Origin of the sequence: Streptomyces sp. NPDC017095 (assembly GCF_044332325.1) — a bacterium.
In the GTDB taxonomy this organism is placed as follows: domain Bacteria; phylum Actinomycetota; class Actinomycetes; order Streptomycetales; family Streptomycetaceae; genus Streptomyces.
The window spans coordinates 159855-180894 of the sequence record NZ_JBIROU010000017.1; the positions used below are offsets into that span (position 1 = coordinate 159855).

The 21040-nt window shown below is 73.1% G+C and carries 21 protein-coding genes and 1 pseudogene; 11 read left to right on the forward strand and 11 right to left on the reverse strand.

All coding sequences use genetic code 11. The features are described from left to right. Positions 1–114: 114 nt before the first annotated feature. Positions 115–282 (reverse strand): hypothetical protein, encoded by a 168-nt coding sequence (locus ACH4OA_RS28995; protein WP_397972048.1) that lies wholly within the window; start codon positions 280–282, stop codon positions 115–117. Between the two features lie 12 nt (positions 283–294). Here ACH4OA_RS28995 and ACH4OA_RS29000 point away from each other — a divergent pair, with 12 nt between their 5' ends. Next, complete coding sequence (locus tag ACH4OA_RS29000) at positions 295–816, forward strand: class I SAM-dependent methyltransferase (protein WP_397972051.1); 522 nt, start codon at positions 295–297, stop codon at positions 814–816. A 147-nt stretch (positions 817–963) separates the two neighbouring features. On the opposite strand, the gene ACH4OA_RS29005 is transcribed toward ACH4OA_RS29000, so the two are convergent. Continuing rightward, on the reverse strand, positions 964–2106 hold the full coding sequence (locus tag ACH4OA_RS29005; protein WP_397972054.1) for an SGNH/GDSL hydrolase family protein: 1143 nt from the start codon (positions 2104–2106) through the stop codon (positions 964–966). A 482-nt stretch (positions 2107–2588) separates the two neighbouring features. Between ACH4OA_RS29005 and ACH4OA_RS29010 the strand changes: the two genes are divergently transcribed. Next, on the forward strand, positions 2589–2816 hold the full coding sequence (locus tag ACH4OA_RS29010; RefSeq protein WP_397972056.1) for a hypothetical protein: 228 nt from the start codon (positions 2589–2591) through the stop codon (positions 2814–2816). 163 nt (positions 2817–2979) lie between these two features. Here the strand turns inward: ACH4OA_RS29010 and ACH4OA_RS29015 are convergent, their stop codons facing one another. From ACH4OA_RS29015 to ACH4OA_RS29025, 3 genes are read right to left on the reverse strand one after another with little or no spacing between them, the layout of a single operon-like run. Continuing rightward, a complete protein-coding gene (locus ACH4OA_RS29015) occupies positions 2980–3246 on the reverse strand; it encodes a non-oxidative hydroxyarylic acid decarboxylases subunit D (protein WP_365882972.1) in 267 nt (88 codons plus the stop codon). 50 nt (positions 3247–3296) lie between these two features. Beyond that, a complete protein-coding gene (locus ACH4OA_RS29020) occupies positions 3297–4727 on the reverse strand; it encodes a non-oxidative hydroxyarylic acid decarboxylases subunit C (RefSeq protein ID WP_397972059.1) in 1431 nt (476 codons plus the stop codon). A gap of 57 nt (positions 4728–4784) precedes the next feature. Beyond that, complete coding sequence (locus tag ACH4OA_RS29025; protein WP_365882974.1) at positions 4785–5375, reverse strand: non-oxidative hydroxyarylic acid decarboxylases subunit B; 591 nt, start codon at positions 5373–5375, stop codon at positions 4785–4787. Positions 5376–5470: 95 nt separating this feature from the next. On the opposite strand from ACH4OA_RS29025, the gene ACH4OA_RS29030 reads away from it, so the two are divergent. From ACH4OA_RS29030 to ACH4OA_RS29045, 4 genes and pseudogenes are all read left to right on the forward strand, one after another. Continuing rightward, positions 5471–6370: a helix-turn-helix transcriptional regulator gene (locus ACH4OA_RS29030; RefSeq protein WP_397940102.1), complete on the forward strand. Its 900-nt coding sequence runs from the start codon at positions 5471–5473 to the stop codon at positions 6368–6370. 650 nt (positions 6371–7020) lie between these two features. Further along, positions 7021–8349: a sensor histidine kinase gene (locus ACH4OA_RS29035; RefSeq protein ID WP_397972062.1), complete on the forward strand. Its 1329-nt coding sequence runs from the start codon at positions 7021–7023 to the stop codon at positions 8347–8349. Then, on the forward strand, positions 8346–9038 hold the full coding sequence (locus ACH4OA_RS29040) for a response regulator (RefSeq protein ID WP_397972065.1): 693 nt from the start codon (positions 8346–8348) through the stop codon (positions 9036–9038). The genes ACH4OA_RS29035 and ACH4OA_RS29040 overlap by 4 nt, the downstream gene beginning before the upstream one ends. Positions 9039–9065: 27 nt before the next feature. Next, positions 9066–9307: pseudogene (locus ACH4OA_RS29045) on the forward strand (IS5/IS1182 family transposase); the annotation flags it as partial. 61 nt (positions 9308–9368) lie between these two features. Here ACH4OA_RS29045 and ACH4OA_RS29050 read toward each other — a convergent pair. Next, positions 9369–10220 (reverse strand): SDR family oxidoreductase, encoded by an 852-nt coding sequence (locus ACH4OA_RS29050; protein WP_397940108.1) that lies wholly within the window; start codon positions 10218–10220, stop codon positions 9369–9371. Positions 10221–10322: 102 nt separating this feature from the next. Here ACH4OA_RS29050 and ACH4OA_RS29055 point away from each other — a divergent pair, with 102 nt between their 5' ends. Continuing rightward, positions 10323–10898, forward strand: coding sequence for a TetR/AcrR family transcriptional regulator (locus ACH4OA_RS29055; RefSeq protein ID WP_397972068.1), 576 nt, complete (start codon positions 10323–10325; stop codon positions 10896–10898). A 191-nt stretch (positions 10899–11089) separates the two neighbouring features. On the opposite strand, the gene ACH4OA_RS29060 is transcribed toward ACH4OA_RS29055, so the two are convergent. From ACH4OA_RS29060 to ACH4OA_RS29070, 3 genes are all read right to left on the reverse strand, one after another. After that, on the reverse strand, positions 11090–12313 hold the full coding sequence (locus tag ACH4OA_RS29060) for an FAD-dependent monooxygenase (RefSeq protein ID WP_397972071.1): 1224 nt from the start codon (positions 12311–12313) through the stop codon (positions 11090–11092). Beyond that, positions 12310–13668 carry an MFS transporter gene (locus tag ACH4OA_RS29065; RefSeq protein ID WP_397972074.1) on the reverse strand — a complete coding sequence of 453 codons (1359 nt, stop codon included), beginning with the start codon at positions 13666–13668 and terminating at the stop codon, positions 12310–12312. Before ACH4OA_RS29065 ends, ACH4OA_RS29060 begins: the two co-directional genes overlap by 4 nt. Positions 13669–13995: 327 nt before the next feature. Then, positions 13996–15063, reverse strand: coding sequence for a fatty acid desaturase family protein (locus ACH4OA_RS29070; RefSeq protein ID WP_397972077.1), 1068 nt, complete (start codon positions 15061–15063; stop codon positions 13996–13998). A 258-nt stretch (positions 15064–15321) separates the two neighbouring features. Here ACH4OA_RS29070 and tap point away from each other — a divergent pair, with 258 nt between their 5' ends. After that, a complete protein-coding gene (gene tap, locus ACH4OA_RS29075; protein ID WP_397972080.1) occupies positions 15322–17589 on the forward strand; it encodes a telomere-associated protein Tap in 2268 nt (755 codons plus the stop codon). A 14-nt stretch (positions 17590–17603) separates the two neighbouring features. Continuing rightward, complete coding sequence (tpg, locus tag ACH4OA_RS29080; protein WP_365884375.1) at positions 17604–18161, forward strand: telomere-protecting terminal protein Tpg; 558 nt, start codon at positions 17604–17606, stop codon at positions 18159–18161. Positions 18162–18300: 139 nt separating this feature from the next. On the opposite strand, the gene ACH4OA_RS29085 is transcribed toward tpg, so the two are convergent. Both ACH4OA_RS29085 and ACH4OA_RS29090 read right to left on the reverse strand, forming a co-directional pair. Continuing rightward, positions 18301–18555, reverse strand: a complete 255-nt coding sequence (locus ACH4OA_RS29085) for a hypothetical protein (protein WP_397940117.1) — start codon at positions 18553–18555, stop codon at positions 18301–18303. A 151-nt stretch (positions 18556–18706) separates the two neighbouring features. Beyond that, on the reverse strand, positions 18707–19222 hold the full coding sequence (locus ACH4OA_RS29090) for a hypothetical protein (RefSeq protein WP_397972083.1): 516 nt from the start codon (positions 19220–19222) through the stop codon (positions 18707–18709). Between the two features lie 281 nt (positions 19223–19503). On the opposite strand from ACH4OA_RS29090, the gene ACH4OA_RS29095 reads away from it, so the two are divergent. Together ACH4OA_RS29095 and ACH4OA_RS29100 are read left to right on the forward strand one after the other, a co-directional pair. After that, the gene (locus ACH4OA_RS29095; protein ID WP_365884134.1) at positions 19504–19839 is read left to right on the forward strand and encodes an ArsR family transcriptional regulator; all 336 of its coding nucleotides are present in this window, start codon (positions 19504–19506) and stop codon (positions 19837–19839) included. A gap of 51 nt (positions 19840–19890) precedes the next feature. After that, on the forward strand, positions 19891–20922 hold the full coding sequence (locus ACH4OA_RS29100) for an LLM class F420-dependent oxidoreductase (protein WP_397940120.1): 1032 nt from the start codon (positions 19891–19893) through the stop codon (positions 20920–20922). The last annotated feature ends 118 nt before the right edge of the window (positions 20923–21040 follow it).

Here is a 21040-nt window from a genome sequence, read left to right on the forward strand (position 1 = left end):
GGGGGGTCGGGGGCGGGAGGGGGGCGCTGGGGGCGGGGGGGGGGGGGGGGGCCGCGGGGGGGGGGGCGGGCGGGGGGGCCCGGGGCCCCGGGCCGCCGCGGCGGGCTCGGTCGGTCAGCGGACGAGCGGCGGGTGCGGGCGCGGGCCGGGCGCGCGGGCGGCGTGCTCGAACCCGGCGGCGATCTTTTCCCAGGTGCCGGGAGCGGAGCGGTCCGGGTCGATGGCGGGCGTGAACCGCTCCTGGAGCCGCACCCCCGGGTCGGGGCCTGCCGGCCGGGACACAGCGTGGTGGCCGTGGACCTCAGCCGGGAGCGGCTGGCCCGCATACCGCGCACCCCCGGGCTGCATCCGGTGTGCGCCGACATGCGCAGGCTGCCGCTGACCGGGCCCCACGACGCGGTGGTCGTGCCGTACTCGACGTTCCGGCTGCTCCCGACGCCGGCGGACCGGGACCTGGCGCTACGGAAGGCCGCGCGGATACTGCCACCGGGCGCCACGGTGCACATCTACGTCAGCGGCAACTTCGACACGCGCGAAGCGAGCGACTGGCGGCTGGCGCCGGCCGAACCCTGTCCGGCTCTCGGCGGGCAGCGGGTCGAGGAGTGGGAGCGGCTGCGGCCACGAGCGGCTCACCTGCTGATCGACAAGCTGTTCCGCACCGAACGGGGCGAGTTGACCCGCCTGACCGAGCACTGGTCGCACCTGAATCCGCCCGCCCTGCACCGGGCCGGGTTCACCCTGGAACACATCGACCGGGGTTACGGCGACGGCATCTCCCCCCACCGCTCGATCTACCACGCCCGCCGCCGGTCGTGAGCCAGCCGGTCCCGGGCGCGTCCGCACCGGCGAACGCGCCCGGACCAAGCCCCTGTTGAACATCCAGCCGACTCTACGGACGGACAGTCGTCGTGTCGTACCGCGGCGGACGGTCCGCCCCGGATCGGGTTCGGACCCTCACGCCGGTCACCAGTCCAGCGGCACGGTGGCGAGGTACTGGTCGAGCAGCCCGGAGATGATCCGGTGGTCGTGGAGCGAGGGGTGCCAGTCGCAGCCGAGCCGGTCCAGGCCGGGATCGTCGTAGTACCAGTAGCCGACCCGGTCGTCCCCCCGCGCGTTGCGGGCCCCGACGATGTCCCGGGCGGTGTCGGCGAAGGCGGTTCCCGCCACCGACGTGGCGCTGACCACCAGGAACGTCCTGCTTCCGTAGCGGGCCCGCAGCTTGTCGAGGAAGCCGTGGTAGGCACTGGCGTAGGCGGCGGCCAGCTCGCTCCGGGTGGCCCACGGCTCGCCCGCGTGCAGCGGGGTCGAGAAGTCGTTGATGCCCAGGCCGATGACGACGACCTGCGGCCGCCAGCCGCGCGGCTTGTGCCAGACGTCGCCGGCCACGTTCAGCAGGGCCCGGTCGTAGTAGGTGCGGTAATCGGTGCCGGGGTCGCCGCCGTCGTAGTTGCGGACCATGCCGCGGCCGGAGAACGCGTTCTGCTGGTAGTCCGCGTCCAGCTTCCGGGCGGTGAGGGCGCCGAAGGCGAGGTCCGCGTTGCTGTTGCGGTCGACTCCTCCGTTGGCCGAACAGTCGCGCGTGCCCGAGGTGTTGCCGTACCCGGCGGTGAAGGAGTCACCGATGAACTCGATCTGCCTGCTCCGCGCGGCCGGGGCGGGGAGGATCCTTCCTCCCCTCGCGGCGGCGAACCCGCCGAAGCGGCCGACGGCCCACGGACACTCCGTCCGCTTGACGAGCCGCACGGTGTGCTCGGCGTCGGCCAGGCCCTCGACCCAGGACGTGGTGCGCCCGGGTGTCACCAGGGTGCTGACGGTCCTGCCGTCGATCTGGACGTCGTAGTCGTTGGCGGAGTCGTCGAGCACGATCCCGACGCCGGTGCCGCGGAACCGGCCTTCGAAGGCGATGCCGGGCCAGCTGTAGCGCACCGAGCCGTCCGCCGCCTTCTGCACCCGGCCCACCGTCCGGAACCCGGCGAAGGCGGCGGACGGCAGCGGGCGGTGGGCGGCGGACGCCGGGGAGGCAGCGGCGGCGGTGACACCCGCCGTGACACTCGCGGCGGCTGCCGTGAGCAGTGCCCGCCGGGAGAGAGAGGGAGCGGTGCGCATGGGCGGTCCTTCCGGGGTCGGGGGATCTGCACGTGCGGTGTGGTGCGGGAGCGCTCCCATCATGGCGGTGCCGGTGCGGTGTGGGGAGTGGTCGGGGGCGACGGGTGCGCGTTCTGGGGCCGGAACGCCGGGTCAACCGTCCCACGGCATCGGCGACTTGTGACACCGGCGGAAGGAAGGCGGGGCCGCCCTTGGTGACAGTGGCACACCCACGTACCGACCGTTGCCGGTGACGTAAGTGACCCGGCACCGTCATGTGGGCAGACGAAGGGAAGAATGGCCAGGCCGGTTCGCCGGGTGACGACCACCGTGGGGGACGGAAGAGGACGAGAACGAGAGCGACTGGAACCGTCACCGTATGGGCACCCCGCCCGTGCGGGCCGCCGCTGCGACACACACCGCACGGCACCGAACCAGACGCCGGCATGCCGCCGGGGCGCATCGCCGGCGTCCCGGCCCCGAGCGCCGACAGGAGACCGCCAGTGACCGCCATACCCCAGGGCCGCGACTGGACCCGTATGCAGCGCGCCGACTTCGACGACTCCGCCCCGCTCGAACTGGTCGACGCGGCGGTGTGCCGGCCGGTACCCGCCGTGCCCGACGAGTGCGGTACGCAAGCGCTGTTCGGGAAGGAACCAGGGCCCCCGTGCCCCCGCCGCACCCGCGCGCTGGCCCCGGCACCCGCCGAGGAGACCGAGACCCTGTTCTAGGGCGGGCTCCAAAGTGCGGTCGGCTGTCAGCCGCGAGCACGGGGGCAGTTGTCCCCAGTTCCCCGCCGCGACTTCCCGTCCAGTAGCCCGTCGGCGCACACCTCCGCGCCGGGCCACAGCGACGGGGCGGCGAGCCCGGCCCCAGTCGGGCGCCTGGCCGACCCTAGCCGGGCGTCCGGCCGGTTTCCTGGCGGGGGCTGTCCGTGCGCAGGGGCGGGACGGTCGGTACCTCGGCGGCGTTCGCCAGGTCCTCGGGGGTCAGCCGGAACGCCTCCGGGTAGGCGGCGCGGCGGGTGCGCCGGTCGGGCTCGCTGGTCCGCCACGTGTACAGGCAGCGCCCGCACTGCACGACGTCCCAGACACCGGGGACGGGCGAGGAGTGCAGGGTCCTGACGCTCTCGTGGGCACAGCGGGGGCAGCAGTCGGTCATGGGGTGCCTTCCTTGGTACGGGGGCCGGACGGGTGCCGTCGAAAGGGGTGTCAGCCGCGGACTTCGGACAGCAGGCGCTGGAGCCGGGCCGCCCAGTCCTTCGTCTCGGGGAGGTCCTTGGTGGGCGTGGAGAAGTTGCCGCGAACGTCGGGATGCACGGGCGTGGTGGCATCGATGATCATCTTGCTGGTCAGGCCCGCCGGCTGGGCGGCGGGTGCCAGCTCCACCACGGAGAGGTTGGGCAGGACCACGACGTCGTCGGCCGGGTTGACCTTGGACGACATCGCCCACATGACCTGCGGCAGGTCGAACGGGTCCACGTCCTCGTCGACGACGATGACCGTGGTGATGTAGCCGAGGCCGTGCGGGGTCGTCATGGCGCGCATCGCCACGGCCTTGGCGAACCCGCCGTACCGCTTCCTGGTGGAGATCACGGCCAGCAGCCCGTGCGTGTACATGGCGTTGACGGCCTGCACCTCGGGGAACTCGGCGCGCAGCTGCTTGAGCAGCGGGACACAGGTGTTGGGGCCGACCAGGTAGTCGCACTCGGTCCACGGCATGCCCAGGTAGAGGGACTCGAAGACCGGGTTCGTGCGGTAGGAGATGCGGTCGATGCGGACGACGGGCATGCGGCGGCCGCCGGAGTAGTGCCCGGTGAACTCGCCGAAGGGGCCCTCGATCTGCCGCTTGCGGCTCTCGATGACGCCTTCGATGACGACCTCGGAACCCCAGGGCACGTCGAAGCCGGTGAGGGGCGCGGTGGCGATCGGGGCGGGCGCGCCGCGCAGGGCGCCGGCCATCTCGTACTCGCTCTGGTCGTATCCCATGGGCATCCCGGCCACGATGGCCATCACCGGGTCGTTGCCGAGGGTGATGGCGATGGGGAGGTCCTCGCCCTTCTCCTCCGCCTTGCGCAGGTGGAGTGCGATGTCGTGCACGGGGACAGGCTGTATCGCGAGCCGGTTCCGGTCGAGGACCTGGAGGCGGTAGGTCCCGACGTTCTGCTTGCCGAAGTGGCCGGGGTCCTCGGGGTCGCGGGAGACCACGGCCGCCTTGTCGAGGTAGAAGCCGCCGTCGCCGTCGTTGAGACGGAACAGGGGAAGGACCGAGAAGAGGTCGACGTCGTCGCCCTCCTGCGTGTTCTCCCGCCAGGGGGCGTCCTCGCGCCGTTCGGGGGCGACGGGGAAGGCGTCCCAGCGGCGGGCGAACTCCGCCACCTGCTCCTTGACCGGGGTGTGCTTGGGCAGGCCGAGGGCGAGGGCGTGGTTGGCCCAGGAGCCGTGGACGTTCAGGGCGATACGGGCGTCGGTGAAACCCTTGACGTTGTCGAACCACAGGGCGGGCGCGCCGTCCCCGATGCGGCCGGCCGCGTTGGCCGCGGCGGCCAGGTCGGGTTCGGGGAGGACTTCTTCGGTGATGCGCAGCAGCTGGCCTTCCTTCTCCAGTGTGCCGAGGAAACCGCGCAGGTCGTCATATGCCATGGGTGCTCCGTGGAAGCCGAAAGTCTTGAGAGGGTCAGGGGCCGGGGGAATCGGGAGTCAGGAAGCCGGTCGCAGCAGGCGGGCGGCGCGCATGCCCTCCCACCTCTTGGCGGCGGGGGCGGGCAGGTCGAACTGGTCCAGGATCCGGGCCACGATGTGGTCGACGATGTCGTCCACCGACTGCGGGTGGTTGTAGAAGGCCGGCATGGGCGGCACCAGCCGCACGCCCATCCGGGAGAGCGCGAGCATGTTCTCCAGATGGATCTCGCTCAGCGGTGTCTCGCGCGGGACGAGGACGAGCGGGCGGCGTTCCTTGAGTATGACGTCGGCCGCGCGCCCGACCAGGCTGTCCGCGTATCCGGCGCGGATTCCGGCGAGGGTCTTCATCGAGCACGGCACGATCACCATGCCGTCGGTGCGGAACGACCCGGAGGAGAGGGCGGCCCCCTGGTCCTCCGGCCGGTGCACGACGTCGGCCAGGTCGCCGACCTCGCTCACGGACAGACCCGTCTCCAGCTCGATCGTCGTGCGCGCCCACCGGCTGAGGACCAGATGGGTCTCGACGTCCGGCAGCTCGGCCAGCACCTGGAGGAACCGGACACCGAACACCGCGCCCGTGGCTCCCGTCATCCCCACGACCAGCCTCATACCGGCCTCCCTTCCCGCGTGCACCACTGTGGTGAGCGCCTGTCCTCACGCTAGGAGCCCGGCCACGGGGTACGGCGGTACACTCGGGACTCGCCATGGGGAAAAACGGACAGGTTGCGCGGCGGACGGTCATCCGGGACCTCACCCTGCGGCGTACGGCCGGCTCCCCGCCGGGTCTGGAACTGGTCGAGCTGGCGGGACTGGCCGAGCGCGCCCGCCGGCACGGCAACGATCCGTACGCGTCGTTGCGCCCGGCCTTCCATCAGCTCGTCACCGTGCGGCCGGGCAGCCGACTGACGGTCTCGGTGGACTTCACCCGCTGCGAACTGTCCGGCGGCGACTGGCTGTGGATCCGCCCCGGGCAGGTGCAGCGCTGGGGCGCGGATCTGCCGGCGGCCGAGGGCCTGGTGGTCGCCTTCCCCGCGGGTTTCCCCGACACGGAGACGGCCGTCGCCCTGGTCGCCGACCTGGCGCCGGCCCGGGCACCCCTCACACCGGACGCCCCGGACGCGGAGGGCCTGCGCCGGGCCCTGGAGCACTTGCGGTACGAGTACGAGGCCATGGCCGAGCTGCCCCTGGAGTCCCATGTGCAGGTGCTGCGGCATCTGCTGGCGGTGCTGGTCGTGCGCCTGGCGAGGGCGTACGGGTCCGAGCCGGGCAGGCCGGCCCCGAACGAGACGTTCCGCCGTTTCCGCGCGGCCGTGGAGCGCGACTTCACGGTCACCCGCCGGGTGGAGGACTACGCGGCGGCACTGGGCTACAGCCGTCGCACGCTCACCCGGGCGACGGAGGCCGCCACCGGGATGCCGGCGAAGCGCTACATCGACGAACGGGTGGCGCTGGAGGCCAGACGGGAGCTGGCTCACGGCCCGCTGACCGTCGCCGCCGTCGCCGCGCGCCTCGGCTTCGCCGACGCCAGCGACTTCACCAAGTTCTTCCGGCAGCGGACGGGCACGACTCCGACGGCCTTCCGCACGACGGCTCGCGGCGCGTGACCACAGGGCCGACGGCATCCGGGCCCGCGGCCCGGCCCCGGCAGCCCCTGCGACACCAGCGCCCAGCACACCGCCGGGCGGCGAGACGGCCCCAGTGCCGGTGGGCCGGATTGCGGCCCCGGCCCCGCGATCCCACCCACCGGCACACGTGCCGCGTGTCGCCTCCGCGACGGCCACACCCGGACTGCCACGCCCTCCGCGTCCAGCGGGTCCCCCAGGCGTCGAGGCCGGCCAGTGACCCAGGAGTTCCCGGGTGTCACCGTGGGACAGCTGTGCACGGAGCTGCGTTCCCCCGGGGAACACGTCGACCACGAGAACCCGTACCACCCGCACCACCCAGGCGCCGCAGCGCTGCGACGCCCAAGCCGACCGGTCGCCCGGTGCCGGGACCGGCGCTCGTCCGGAGTCCTGCGCCTTCGCCCTGGCCAGCCGCGCGGCCTCGCAGCCGGACCCGTGGCCTGGGCCACCGGCATCGGTGTGGGGTCTGGCTCCCGGCCGCCGGGTCTATCGCTGCCTCGTATCCTGAACGGTGTGCTGCCGAACAGCGAGAACGAGGACGAGGCACTGAACAGGCGGGCGGCTGACGGCCGTTGCGGCCAGACTCGACGCACCGGTGTGGCGGCTGTGCGCCGGCCGGGACCGGGCCGGCCATGACGGACCCGGGCGGCGGTGGCCCGCGGCCACGCGGCGGGCCGTGGTGGCGGGAAGCGGCGGTCACGGCGACGGCGTTCGCGTTCTGCCTGCTCGGCGGGGTGATGCGGGTCGACGACACCCTTTCCGCGCCACCTGCCGCCGCCTACGTCATCGCCGTGGTGTCCTGTGCCGTGCTGCCCGTACGACACCGGGCGCCCCGGGCCGCCCTGGCGGCCACGACAGCGGCCGGGGTGCTGGTGCCGGCCCTGGGTCTCCTGCTCACCCCGCTCCTCGTGGCCCCCGCCGTGATCACCGCCTACTCCTGCGCGCTCGCCGCGCGCACCGAACGGCGCGCGGTGAGCGCGGTGTTGCTCGCTTCCGCGGCGCTGGCCGCCTCCGTCCCCCTGGCCGGGGACTTCTCCTGGAAGGACGCGAGCAGGATGGGAGTGGTGGCGGCGTTCCCGCTGGTGGCCGGCGTGCTCGGGCACTCGGTGCGGAACCGGCGGGCCTATCTGGCGGCCGTGGAGGAGCGGGCCCGGCGGGCCGAGGAGAGCCGGGACAGCGAGGCGCGCCGGAGAGTGGCCGAGGAACGGGTGCGCATCGCCCGGGAGTTGCACGACCTGGTGGCCCATCAGATCACCTTGGCCAACGCGCAGGCCATGGTCGCCGCCCACCTCTTCGACACCCGCCCGGAGCAGACCCGCAAGAGCCTGGAGGAACTCGTCGGGACGACCGCCGACGCGCTCGACGGACTGCGGGCCACGGTCGGTCTGCTGCGGCAGAGCGGGGAGGCGGCCACGCCCGCCGAACCGGCGCCCGGACTGTCCCGGCTTCCCGCGCTGCTCGCCTCCTTCCGCCGCGCGGGTCTCACGGTGTCGGTACACCAGGAGGGCACGCCGCGGCCGCTGCCGCCGGGAGTGGACCTCACCGCCTACCGCATCGTCCAGGAGGCCCTGACCAACGTGACCAAACACGCCGGCACCGGGGACGCTCGGGTGCGTCTCGCCTGGAACCGTGATCGCCTGACCCTCACCGTCACCGACGACGGAACCGGCTCTCGTACGCCGCCGGACGCGTCCGCGAGTCCGAGCGCGCCCACGGTGCCGGAACGCCCGCCCGGGTACGGTCTGATCGGGATGCGTGAACGTGCCGCCGCGGTCGGGGGGCACCTGAACGCGGGCACGCGCCCGGAAGGCGGTTTCCTCGTCTCCGCCCACCTGCCCCTCCCGCCCGCCGAGGACCCGACGCGCGGGCCCGGCGGAGCGACCACCACCGGAGGACGGATGCCGGACGCGGTGACAGGCGGCGAACGGACGACCAACGCACCGGCCGGGGAGGCGCCGTGACGCTCAGGGTGCTCCTCGCGGACGACCAGGCCCTGCTGCGCGGTGCCTTTCGGATGCTCCTCGACAGCGCCGACGACATCACCGTGGTCGGCGAGGCCGCCGACGGCCGGGAGGCGGTGAGCCTCGCCCGGGAGCTGCGCCCGGACGTGGTCGTCATGGACATCCGCATGCCCGAGGTGGACGGGCTCACCGCCACGGCGCGGATCTGCGCGGATCCGGAGCTGCGGGCCACCCGCGTCCTGATCCTCACGACGTACGAGACCGACGAGTACGTCGCCCAGGCGCTGCGCGCGGGGGCCGGCGGCTTCGTCGGCAAAGGCATCGGGGCCGCGGAGCTGGCGGACGCCGTGCGTACGATCGCCGCCGGCGACACCCTGCTGTCCCCCGCCGCCACCCGTTCCCTGGTCGCCCGTTTCCTGGCCACACCCGGGGAAGCCCCGCCGCACCGCCCCGAGCAGCTCGCCGTACTCACCCCGCGCGAACGGGAGATGGTGGCGCTGGTCGCGACCGGCCTGTCCAACCAGGAGATCGCCGAGCGGATGTTCCTCAGCCCGTTCACCGTCCGCGCCCACGTGCAGCGCGCCATGACGAAGCTGGAGGCCCGCGACCGGGCGCAGCTCGTCGTGATCGCCTACCGGACCGGCCTGGCCCACGCCTCCCCCGACGGCGGTACGGACGGCGTGCCGTAGGCCGGTACTCGGCCATGGCGCCGATGCCTGACGTGCGGTCGCCTGCCGGGAGGGACCCAGTCGATCCCGCTCCTCCAGGCCGTGCCGCCGGTGCGCGGTAGGCGTGGCCGGCTCGGTGCCGCCCGAGTGCGGTGCTGGGCGACCGTGGCTACGACCACGACAAGTACCGCCGCCTGGTCTGGGATCCCGGTGTGAAACCGCTGATCGCTCACCGCGGCACCGAGCACGGCTCTGGCCTGGGCACCCAACGCTGGGTCGTGGAAAGGGCGTGAGATGCGCGACGCGGTGGTTGCGGCGACGTTCTCTGCTATGCCGTGCCGGCGGGCCGGGTCAGTGGGTGAAAGCGACAGATGCGGCAAGGTCCCTCTGGGTTTCGAGGGCGGTGAGACGTCTGGTGAGTGCGGTGTGGACGGCGTCGTAGGTGTCGGAACCGAGAGGGAGGCGCAGGGGCGGGTTCGGGTGGCGGGTGGTGTCGTAGATGGCGGCGGCGAGCTTGGCCGGGTCACCGGTGAAGACGCTGTCGTCAGCGGCCTCCAGGTGACGCCGCGTCCGGCCGACGGCGTTGTCACGGTAGGCGGCCGTTTCGGTGGTGTAGTGCAGGGCCGAGGCGAAGCCGGTGCGGGTGGCGCCGGGCTCGACCAGGGTGAGGTGGATGTTGAAGTCGGCCACTTCGCGGCTGACGCTCTCGGTGAAGCCTTCCAGCCCCCACTTGCCCGCGTGATAGGAGCTGTGCGTGGGGGTGGCGATCTGGCCGCCCATGCTGGAGATCTGGATGATTCGGCCTCCGCCCTGCTCGCGCATCGGCTTCAGGAAGGCCCTGGTGATCAGCATGGGAGCGAGCAGGAGGACCTCGATCTGGTCGCGGATCTGCTCGACGGTCATCTCCTCGGCGGCGCCCACGACTGCGTATCCGGCGTTGTTGACCACGATGTCCACCGGTCCGGACTGGAGGGTTCTGCCGACCACTTGGTCGACGTCGGTCGGCCGGGTGAGATCGAGGATCTCGACGGTCAGCCGGTCGCCGTACGTCTTACGCAGGTCTTCCAGGGCTGCGGGGTGGCGGACCGTGGCCGTGACGCGGTCGCCGCGCTGGAGGGCGTGTCCGGTGAGATGGCGGCCCAGGCCGCCGGAGGCTCCGGTGATGAACCATCGGCGTACGGCCTTGTCGGACGGAGTCGGCATGGGAGTCTCCTGGAGTAGAGTGTTACCGGAATGTATTCCGGTTAGGAGTTAAACGGAATACATTCCGGAATGCAACCGAAGACAGGCACCGGAGGAACCTGCATGCCCCCCACCCCTCGCCGGACCAGGAGCGATGCGCTACAGAATCGGGAGCGCCTGCTGGAGGTCGCCGCGCAGATCTTCGCCGAGCAGGGGCTGGACACCGCACCGGCCGCCATCGCCAAGCAGGCCGGCGTCGGTGTCGGCACGCTCTACCGGCACTTCCCGACACGGGAAGCCCTCGTCGACGCCGCCTACCGACACCAACTCACCCGCGTGTGCGAGAAGGCGCCAGACCTCCTCACCCGGCATCCGGCCGCCGAGGCCACTCGCATCTGGATGGAGCACTTCCTCGAGTACGCCACGGCCAAGAGCGGCATGTCCGCAGCACTCAGCGCGGTCATCGCCTCCGGAGTCGACCCATACGCCGACAGCCGCGCACTCCTTACCGGCGCCGTCGCCACCCTCCTTGATGCCGGCGCCCACGACGGCAGCCTGCGAACCGACGTCACCTCCGACGATGTTCTCCTCCTCATGGGTGGCATCGCCTATTCCGTGCAGCACGGCAGCAAGGAGCAGGCCCGTCGGCTCGTCGACCTCCTCATGGACGCGTTGACCAAGGGCTCGACCGCGGGCTGAACCCAAGCTCCCGGATCCGGCGCGTCCAACGCGCCGGCACGGCCAATCCATCGAACGGCGCGGTCGACGCTCATGAGGCTCCAGGCCCATGACGCGCACCGAACTCCGAGCGCGTTCCGTGAGGAGTTCTCACCCCCCATCGCCCGGGCGGTCGGCCCGTGGTGACGGAGGAGTCCGGCCGGAGCATCAGGTCACGGCGTCGGGGTGAAGGCGGGCAGCGTGAGGGCCGAGTGGGCCGGTCGTGCTGCCGGGGCGGGCAGGGTGACGAGGTCGCGCAGCCGGGCGTCGCGTTGCTCCAGGGCCCGCCGCGTGGTGGGGAAGAGCGTGGCCGCGCCGGTGTCGACCAGGGCCTGGTTCATGGCCGCGAAGGGGCGGAAGCCGCGTTCGTACGCGGCGAAGGCCGCGGTGTGGTCCCGGTGCGCGGCCAGGGCGGCGGCGAGCGTGTAGGAACCGGCCAGCGCGAGGCTGGAGCCTTGCCCGGTGAGGAACGAGGGTGCGTACGCGGCGTCGCCGACGAGCGCGACGCGGCCGCTGGACCAGTGGGGCATGCGGATCTGGCCGGCCGTGTCGAAGTACAGGTCGTCCGCGTCGCGCAGGGCGTCGACCAGACGGGGAACCACCCATCCCGTGCCCGCGAAGACCGTGGCGACCAGGTCCCGCAGGGCCTTGGGATCCCGCAGGGCGTCGACCGGCGGGCGCGGCCGGTGGAAGGTCAGGAAGGCGTGCAGTGCGTCGTCGTCGCCGACGGCGTACAGCGCCGCGGCCTTCCCGGGGGCGTTCCACATCGTGACCTCGCGGGAGAGTCCGTAGGTGTTCGGCACGGTGAACAGGGCGAAGCAGTACCCGAGGTAGCGGTGGAACCGTCCTTCCGGGCCGAACACGGCCGCCCGGGTGGGCGAGTGCATCCCGTCGGCGCCGGTCACCAGGTCGAACGTGCGCCGTCGCCCACTATGGAAGGTGATGTCGACCCCTGGTCCGCACTGGTCGAGGGTGTCGATGGAGTCGCCGAACAGGAACTCCACGTCGTCGCGGACCGCCTCGTGGAGGATCGCGGCCAGGTCCCCGCGGCGCACCTCGAGGTCCTGTCCCTCGACACCGCCGGCCACGGCGCCCGGGGTGAGCGAGGCCACTTCGCCGCCCTCCGCGTCGAGGAAGGTGACACGGCGGGAGTCGATGTGCGCGTCCCGCAGTCGCGGCAGGATGCCCATCCGCCGGGCCACTTCCGTGGCGGTGCCGCGGATGTCGACCGGGTAACCGCCGTCGCGTAGGGCGCCCGCCTTCTCGACCACGGTGACCGCGTATCCGCACCGGTGGAGCCAGTACGCCAGCGCGGGTCCGGAGATGCTGGCCCCGGAGATCAGGACCGTGCGCTTCGCGGTGGTGCTCACGTTCCTCGACGGGCCGGTGCGTGTCATGCCTGGACTCCTTTTTTCGTGACCCGGACAACGAGCAGGGAGAGTGCGGCGACGAGACCGGCGACGGCGAAGCCCGTGACGAAAGCCGACTCGGCCGGCCGGCCCGTGACCGGCTCGGCCCCGGCGTCGAGGAGCGCGCCGGCCACCTGGGCGCCCAGGGCGACGCCGATCACCCGGGTGACCACGAGCAGGCCGGTGGCGATGCCGATGTCCTGGGTCTCGATGGCCGTGGCGGTGCCGGCGAGCAGGGCGGTGGTGCCGGCGCCCGCGGCGAACGCGGTGAGCACCTTGGCGAGGACGAGCTGCCAGGGCGCGGTGTGCACCGACGCCAGGGTGATCATCGTGACCGCCGTGACGACGGTGCCCGCGATGACCACGGCCCGCGGACCGAAACGCCGCGCCGCGACCCCGCCCACCGAATCGCTCACCGCACCGGCGAGGGCGCCGGGCAGCAGGAACAGTCCGATGTCGGTGGTGCCGGCCCCGAAGCCGTACCCGTCGGCCGGGAGCGCGAACAGCTGCGGGACGAGGAAGAGGACCATCCCGGAACTGGTGGTGACGACGAAGGTGAGCACGCACGCGCTCCACATCGCGGGTTGCGCCAGCATGCGCAGATCGACCATCGGCGAGGCCGCCCGGCGTTCCACGAGGACCCACCCGGTGGCGAGGGCGGCCACGAGCACCACGAGGGCGCCGACCGCGAGCGGCGGCACCCCGCCGTCCCCGGTGACCGTCACCAACCCGAGCATGAACGCGAGCAGCGTGCCGCTCAGCAGCAGCGTGCCGGGCCAGTCGATCCCGGCGTCCGACCGGACCGGCGGATCGTGCGGCATCAGGCGTGCCACGAGCAGTGTCGCCGCGATGACCGCGAGCGTCGGCAGGGCGAACATCCACTGCCAGGACAGTCCTTCCGCGATCGGCCCGGCGCCCAGCACGCCCACCATGCCGCCGCCCGTGAACAGCGCGACGACCACCCCGATCGCCGCCTGCGACTTCCCTGGCGTGAGGTGTTTGCGCACCAGGATGAAGGAGAGGGGCAGCGCGCCCACCATGGCGCCCTGCAACACCTGACCGAGCAGCAGCACCGACAGATTCGGCGCCAGGCCGGCCAGCAGGCCCCCCACCGAGACCACGGCCGCCAGCCGCACCAGCACCCGCTTCCCGCCGTAGCGGTCGCCGAGTTTGCCCGCGACCGGGGTGACGGCCGCGCCGGTGACGAGTAACGCGTTGCCGATCAGGGCCCCTTCGCCGGGGCTGACGCCCAACTCGTCCTGTAGCAGCGGGAGCGCGGGCTCCACCACCGACTGGAGGGTGCCCAGGGCGAGCGCCAGGACGCCCAGGGCGCCGACGGGCAACCACCCGAGGCGGACCGGGCCGGCCGCGGCTTCGGACGCGGGCGGACCACCCGCGCGCCGGCGCCGGCGGAAGGGCCACCGTCCGGCGCGGTAGTGAGAAGTCGTCACGTGTTGATCACTCCAGACACCACTAGGCAAGCAAGAGGGAGGCGCGCGATCCCGCGCGCCTCCCACACTCCCCCGCGGCGTCCCGGCGGGCATCGTCCCCCGCACCCGTCCCGGCCTGGTGCACCCGGACCAGCCGCTCACCGTTCCTGGTGCCTGCGCACTACACACCGGCCGGGGCCGGGGCTCGGCACATGCCGTGACCTGCGGCCGTACCGCGCGTCAGAGAGCCGTACGGCGCTGCCGCCTGATCGGTTCGCCCACCCGGTGCAGGTGCGTGAGGGCCTCGCGGTAGGAGCGGAGCAGACCGGTCTCGTGGTACGGCACGCCGATCTCCGCGCAGTACGCGCGCACGATGATCCGGGCCCGGCGCAGATGCGGGGTGGGCATGCTCGGGAAGAGGTGGTGCTCGATCTGGTAGTTGAGCCCGCCGAGCAGCACATCGGTGAGCCGGCCGCCGCGGACGTTGCGGGAGGTGAGGACCTGACGGCGCAGGAAGTCGGGCCGCGCGTCGCCGCTGAACGTGGGCATGCCCTTGTGGTTCGGGGCGAAGGTGCAGCCCAGGTACACCCCGAAGAGGCACTGGTGCACGGCGAGGAACGCCACCGCCTTGCCGGGCGGGAGCACCAGGAACAGCGCCGAGAGGTAGACGGCGAGGTGCAGCAGGAGCAGTCCGGCTTCCAGCGTGCGGTGCTTCATGGACGGCGAGCGCAGCGCCCGCAGGCTGGAGACGTGCAGGTTGAAGCCCTCCAGCGTCAGCAGCGGGAAGAACAGCCAGGCCTGATGGCCGCCGATGAGACGGGCCAGGCCCCGGCTGTCGCGGGCCTGGTCGGTGGACCACACCAGGATGTCCGGGGCGACGTCCGGGTCCAGGTCCTCGTGGTTGGGGTTGGCGTGGTGGCGGGTGTGCTTGTTCATCCACCAGCCGTAGCTCATGCCGATGCCCAGGTTGCCGAAGAGCCGGCCCCACACTCCGCTCGGCCGGCCGCGCCGGAAGACCTGACGGTGCGCCAGGTCGTGGGCGACGAGCGCCGTCTGGCCGTACATCAGCGCGAGGAAGGCGGCCACGGCGAGCTGCCACCAGGTGTCCCCGAGCGCGAGGAAGGCGCCCCAGCCCGCCGCCGTCAGCGCGACCACGAGCCCGAGCCGTGCCGCGTAATAGACGGGGCGGCGCCGCATCAGCCCGGCCTCGGTGATGCGCCGGGACAGCCGGGAGAAGTCGCTGCCGGCTCCACGGGAAGGGCCGGCGGACACGGTGGGCAGGGGTGCGGCCTGCGGGGAAATCGTCATGTCGTCGAGTCTCGGCACGCCCGCCGGTCCGGGACAGCCTGCCAGGCACCGTCCCGGATCGGGGGATTGCCCCCGTACCGGTCGGGTGGTGCCACCACTCCACCCCTGTGAACTGGGCTTTCACCGAAGCCGTGCCACCCTTGGCGCGGCACGGGACCCGTCCTCGGTGCTGTCGACGCCAGCGAGACGCACGCGGCACGTACGCGATACGTACGCGGTGGGAGCGGTTGCCGGAGTACAGTGGGAGCGGAGGTGCGCATGTCCGAGTTGTTCGACGCGGTGGACGCGCTGGTCGCGTCCCGTTCCCCGCTGCCGCCGCCGGCGGAGCGCAGACGGCTGCGTCAGGCGCACGCGCTCACGCTGGACGAGGTGGCCGCCGCCTTGCACGTCCGGCGGGCGACCGTGGGCGGCTGGGAGTCGGGCAAGACCGAGCCGCGACCCCCGGAACGGGAGGCGTACGCACGTCTGCTCGAACAGCTCGCACGGCTCTACCCCGCCCCCGACAGCACCGGTGCGCCGCAGGAGGACACCGCAGTCCAGGAGATGTCGACCCCTGCGACGCCGGCAGCCACGGCCGGGCCGAGGGCGTCGGCGGGCGGGGCACCGGACGCCACGGCCGGGACCGGTGAGCCGCCCTCCGCTCCCCCGGCCACCGATCCCGCTCCGGCCGCTACGGCACGTCGCCGGACCGCTCAGCAGCCCCGGGCCCCGCACCGCCGTGGCACCGAGAGCACCGCCCGGAAGACCGCCGCGCGGGCCACCACGGACGGCGCCGCCGCGCCCGGCGGCGCGTACGCGCACGGTCCGCTGCTCGTCCTCGACGCCGACGCCGACAAGCAGGTGACCGGCTACGGAGTCGGAGGGCTGATCCTGGACGTGCCGGCCAAGACGCTGCCCGCGCTGGTGGAGTGGACGCTCACCGAGGCGCGGCTCGGCGCGGAGCGGCTGCACGGTTCGGGCAAGGACGCCGATCCGCTGCTGGTGCTCACCGAGGCCGCGTGTGAACGGTACGGCCTGCCGGTGCAGCTGTCGGAGTCCGAGCGGCTCGCCGGGCGGCTGCCGGAGGGGCACAAGGTCGTCAAGCAGCTCGAGCGTGCCGACTGGCGGCTCACCAAGCGGGGGCTGGGGCCGTGGGCGCGGATCTACCGGCCCGCCCAGGGGGGCCGCCGGAACTGCGTGCAGTTGTGCATCCCCTCCTGGCGCGCGCTGGACGACCGCGCGTGGGGGCATGCCGCGCGCCTGGAGCCGGCGGAGCTGGCCCGGGTGCTGGGTGTGTACGCGGGCCGGGTGACGACGCCGGTGGGTTCCACCGCGGTGACGGGGCTGCATCTGATGACGGCGCTCAACCCGCCGACCCGTGCGAGCGAGCCGGACGCCGACGGCAAGCGGCACCGCGAGCACCGCCCCGGGTCGCTGGGCACGGAGCCGGTGGACCCGGCGCCGTGCGAGGCACCCGACGGGCACCCCGTCCTGGCGCACCTGCCCCGCTTCCACGTGCGCGGTCCCGGCGAGAAGCTGTTCGAGGAGGCCTACGACTGGGCGCGGGATCTGACCGACGCCGAGTGCGGGAAGCGCCATCTGGTCGGCCTCGACGTGAACCTCGCCTTCGGCGCGGCCGCGAACGGCGCGGCCGTCGGCCTGGCGTCACCGCCGGTGCACGTCACCGGCCCGGTCTTCGACGCGGCGCTGCCCGGCTCGTGGCTGGTCGACCTCTCCCACGTCGATCCGTCCCGGGTGAAGGTCGGCAAGCAGTGGCGGGACCTCGACGGCGCGTTGCTGCCCAGCCCGTTCACTCCGACCGGCGAACGCCCCGAGGGGCCGGCCTGGTACGCCACCCCGACCGTGGCGTACGCCGTCGAACTCGGGTACGACGTTGCCCCCGTCGAGGCGTGGGTGCGCCACGAGAGCGGCCGGTTCCTGGACGGCTGGTACAAGCGGCTGCGCGACGCCTACGTCGCCACCATGGCGGACCTCGGTGTCGCCGAGAAGCTGCCGCCGGCCGAGTTCCTGAGGGCGATGGAGGGCTGCCGGCAGCGTGACCCCGAGATGGCCGTCGTCCTGGACGCCGTGAAGATGACCGTCAAGGGCGGCATCGGCAAGCTGCGGGAGAAGGCGCGCGGCGGCGGCTGGAAGCCGGGGCAGCCCTGGCCGGCCCTGGCCCGGCCCACCTGGCGCCCCGACATCCGCGCCACGGTCATCTCCCGGGCCCGGATCAACATGCACCGCAAGATGCTCAACCTGGCGGCGGCCACCGGGCAGTACCCGGTCGCGGTCCTGTCCGACTGCGCCGTGTACGCCGCCGACGGACCCGGCCCGCTGGACGTCCTGCCCTACGACGCCGACGGCAAGACCGTGCCCGGGTCCTTCCGGCTCGGCGTCTCGCCCGGGATGGTCAAGCACGAGGGCACCCAGAGCGTGCTGTGGGGCGCGGAGGTGCTCGAACGGCTCGGCGCCGACGGCCATGTCGCCAACCTGGCCCGCTACATCAAGACCGGTGAGGTCACCGCCAAGGACACCGGGGAATAGGGGGGCACGGCACGATGGTGGCGATCGGAGAAGAACTCGGCAAGGCGGTGCAGGGCGCGTTCACGCGTCCCGTCCCCAAGTCCGCCGGGGCGCAGATGCGCTATCTGGTCCGGGCGCACCAGCGCAGTACCCGGCGGGTGGCCGAGCTGCTCGGCATCAGCCAACGCACCGTCGAGCGGTATGTGAAGAACCAGATCAGAACGCCCCGCCCGGAACTCGCCGGCCGGCTCGAACGCGAGGTCCGCGCGCGCTGGCAGCCGCAGGTCAGGGCCAGGGCCAAGCAGGCCGCGGTCACCACCCAGGGCATCATGATCGATGTCCGGGCCCGGTTCGGCTACACCGCCGCCCCGGGCAGTACCGACGACGCCCGGCTGCGGCACCTCACCCTCGCGCTGCCGCCCGACCAGGCCGCCCGTCTCTTCCAGGCCCAGGACGGCGGCGCCACCGAGGAGCAGCTCCGCCGGGTCGCGGCCGGGGCCCTGGGCGAGGTCTACTTCCGCGACAACGGCCGCCGCGCCCACGGACTCGAAGTGGAACTGACCGATCTGGAACACCTCGAGTTCGAGCTGTAGCCGGAGCGGGCGGCAGGGCGCGGGTGGCGCCGGGGTCACCGTGCGGCGTCGGCGCCCGCGGCAGGCAGGTCTGCCCTGGCGGACAGCGGAGGGTGACGGCGGATGTCCGCGCCGGGTGCGCCGGTGCGGGACGGCGTCGTCAGGAGGCGGGCCGTTCCGCCGGCCGGTGCGAGGCGGGGGCGCGCTGGGCGCGCAGGGTCCGCAGGGCGAGGGACAGGATGGTGCCGGGGTCCCTGGGGTCGAAGTCGTCGCCGAGGTCCGGCGGGGCGGGCACGCGGGCGGCGCCGGGTGCCTGCCCGCCGCGGCCGCGCAGGGCCCGCAGGAAGTCGTCGGCGTGTTCGCTCCGGGCCGTAGGCGCCGGACTGTCCGGGGTGGCGGTGCTCCACACGGTCATGCGCACTCCCTGCTCGGCCTTCCGGGCTTCTCGGGTCGTCACACGTTTCCTCGGGGCCCCCTGCCCCGGGCGTCGCCGGGCGGCGGTCCGGGGCCGCGCCGGTGGCCGCCCGCGCGGGGGACGGCGCGGCGCTCACCGGTCCGGGGGCAGGTCACCGCACGGTGACCGGGTCCGCCGCGCCGTCGCGCCGCGGCGCGAGGACTCCGCCCGCGGGACGGTCGGCGGCCAGGAACTGCGCCACGCGTTCGGGGGCGTCCAGGGCGGGGTCGGGGGCGAGGTCGAGCACGCCGGCCCAGGAGCCGGGCAGCTCCTGGCCCACCGACCGGCCGAGGTCCCACAGCCGCGCCGTGACACAGTCGGCGCCGCCCGGGCGCTCGCTCCCGCCGAGGGTGACGCACCACAGCCGGGGCCGGGCGGTGCGCGGGCGGCCGGCGACGATCCGTGCCGTCTCCCGCAGCAGCCGGGTCGCGGGCCCGGCGCCCTCGTGCGTGGGCGGCAGGGCGAGCACGGTGAGTTCGGCACCGGCCGGGCGGGCGAGCCCGGTGAGATCGTCGGGCTCCTCGATCGCGGTCCAGGGCAGGCCCGCCGCGGCGAGCGGTCCTTCGAGGCGCCAGGCGCGGTCCACGTCCCCGACGACCACGGCCCAGCCGTCATTTCTGATACGCACGGGGCATGCTCCTTTCGGACCGGACCAAAGTGAGCGCGGACCCCAACGGACCCGGTAGGAAATTCAATCAGTACGACCGCACCCGGATCAATGAACCAAAGTACATAAGTGGATCGCACTCCTGCTGGGGCACCCGGCAGAGAGGTGACTGACCGTCAGATTCGCCTGGCGACGGACGCGTTAGAAGGGTTCACTCTACGGAGCCGCCATCACCAGTATAGTTCGACTTCGATCCACCTGTTACAATTGCATTGCACAATGAGAGGCAATGAGGTGATAATATGGCTCGCTACTTCACTCAGCCCGACGTCGATGAGATCCAGATCCTGAATGTCATGAAGGCACTCTCGGACGAGATTCGAATGCGGCTCATTTCGGTCCTCGCAGACGGTGAATATCACGCCTGTCGCCCCGAGGAGTTCGACATCGGCGTCCAGAAGTCCACCCTGTCCCACCACTTCAAGGTCCTGCGCGAGGCCGGCCTCACCATGACCCGGCTCGAGGGACGCAACCACCAGGTGCGGCTGCGCCGCGAGGACCTCGACCAGCGTTTCCCCGGGCTGCTCGATTCCGTGCTCGCCGCCTTTCCGGACCGACCGGCCGGCGTCGCGGACTGACCGGCACCACTTCGCCCGTACCGTCGCACGCACGAGTTCGAGGGAGATCCGATGAAGCTGGGATTCCAGACGAATTACTGGTCGTCGGGCCCGCCGCAGACAGCCGAGGCGCTGATCGCCGAAGCCGAGCGGCTGGGGTTCGACTCCGTCTGGACCGCCGAGGCGTACGGCTCGGACGCCCTGACCCCGCTCGCCTGGTGGGGCAGGCAGACCTCGCGGGTGCGGCTCGGCACGAACATCGTCCAGATGTCGGCCCGTACCCCGACCGCCACGGCGATGGCCGCGCTCACGCTCGACCACCTCTCCGGCGGCCGGTTCGTGCTCGGGCTCGGCGCCTCGGGCCCGCAGGTGGTGGAGGGCTGGTACGGGCAGCCGTACCCGAAGCCGCTGGCCCGGACCCGTGAGTACTTCGACATCGTGCGCCAGGTGATCGCGCGCCGCGCCCCGGTCGCCTTCGAAGGCGAGCACTACCGGCTGCCGTACCCGGCCGGCACCGGACTCGGCAAGCCGCTCAAGTCCACCGTGCACCCGCTGCGCCCCGAGGTGCCGCTGTACCTGGCCGCGGAGGGGCCCAAGAACATCGCGCTCGCCGCCGAGATCGCCGACGGCTGGCTGCCGTTCCTGTTCTCCCCGCGCGCCGACGCCTTCCACCGCGAGCAGTTGGAGGCCGGCTTCGCCCGCCGCTCCCCCGAGCGCAGCGCCCGCGCCGGCTTCGAGATCGCCGCGGGCGCCCCGCTCGTCCTCGACGACGACGTACAGCGGGCCAGGGACACGGTGCGGCCCTGGATCGCGCTGTACGTGGGCGGCATGGGGGCCAAGGGCGCCAACTTCCACAACGACGTCGTGGCCCGGCTCGGCTACGAGGCGGAGTGCGCCAGGATCCAGGAGCTGTACCTGTCCGGGCAGAAGAAGGACGCCATCGCCGCCGTACCGGACGCGATGGTGGAGGACGTGTCGCTGGTCGGTCCCAAGGAGAAACTGCGCGACGAACTGGCGCGCTGGGACGAGTCGTTGGTCACCACGCTGCTGATCCGCAACGACGACCCGAAGACGCTCGCCACCGTGGCCGAGCTGAAGCCCTGAGCCGGCGGGGGGGGCCCCGGGGGGGCCCCCCCCGGCCCCGCCCCCCCCCCCCCCCCCCGCCCCGGGGGCGGCGGCGCCGGGGCGCGGGGGCCCGCCCCCCCCCCCCCCCCCGCCGGCC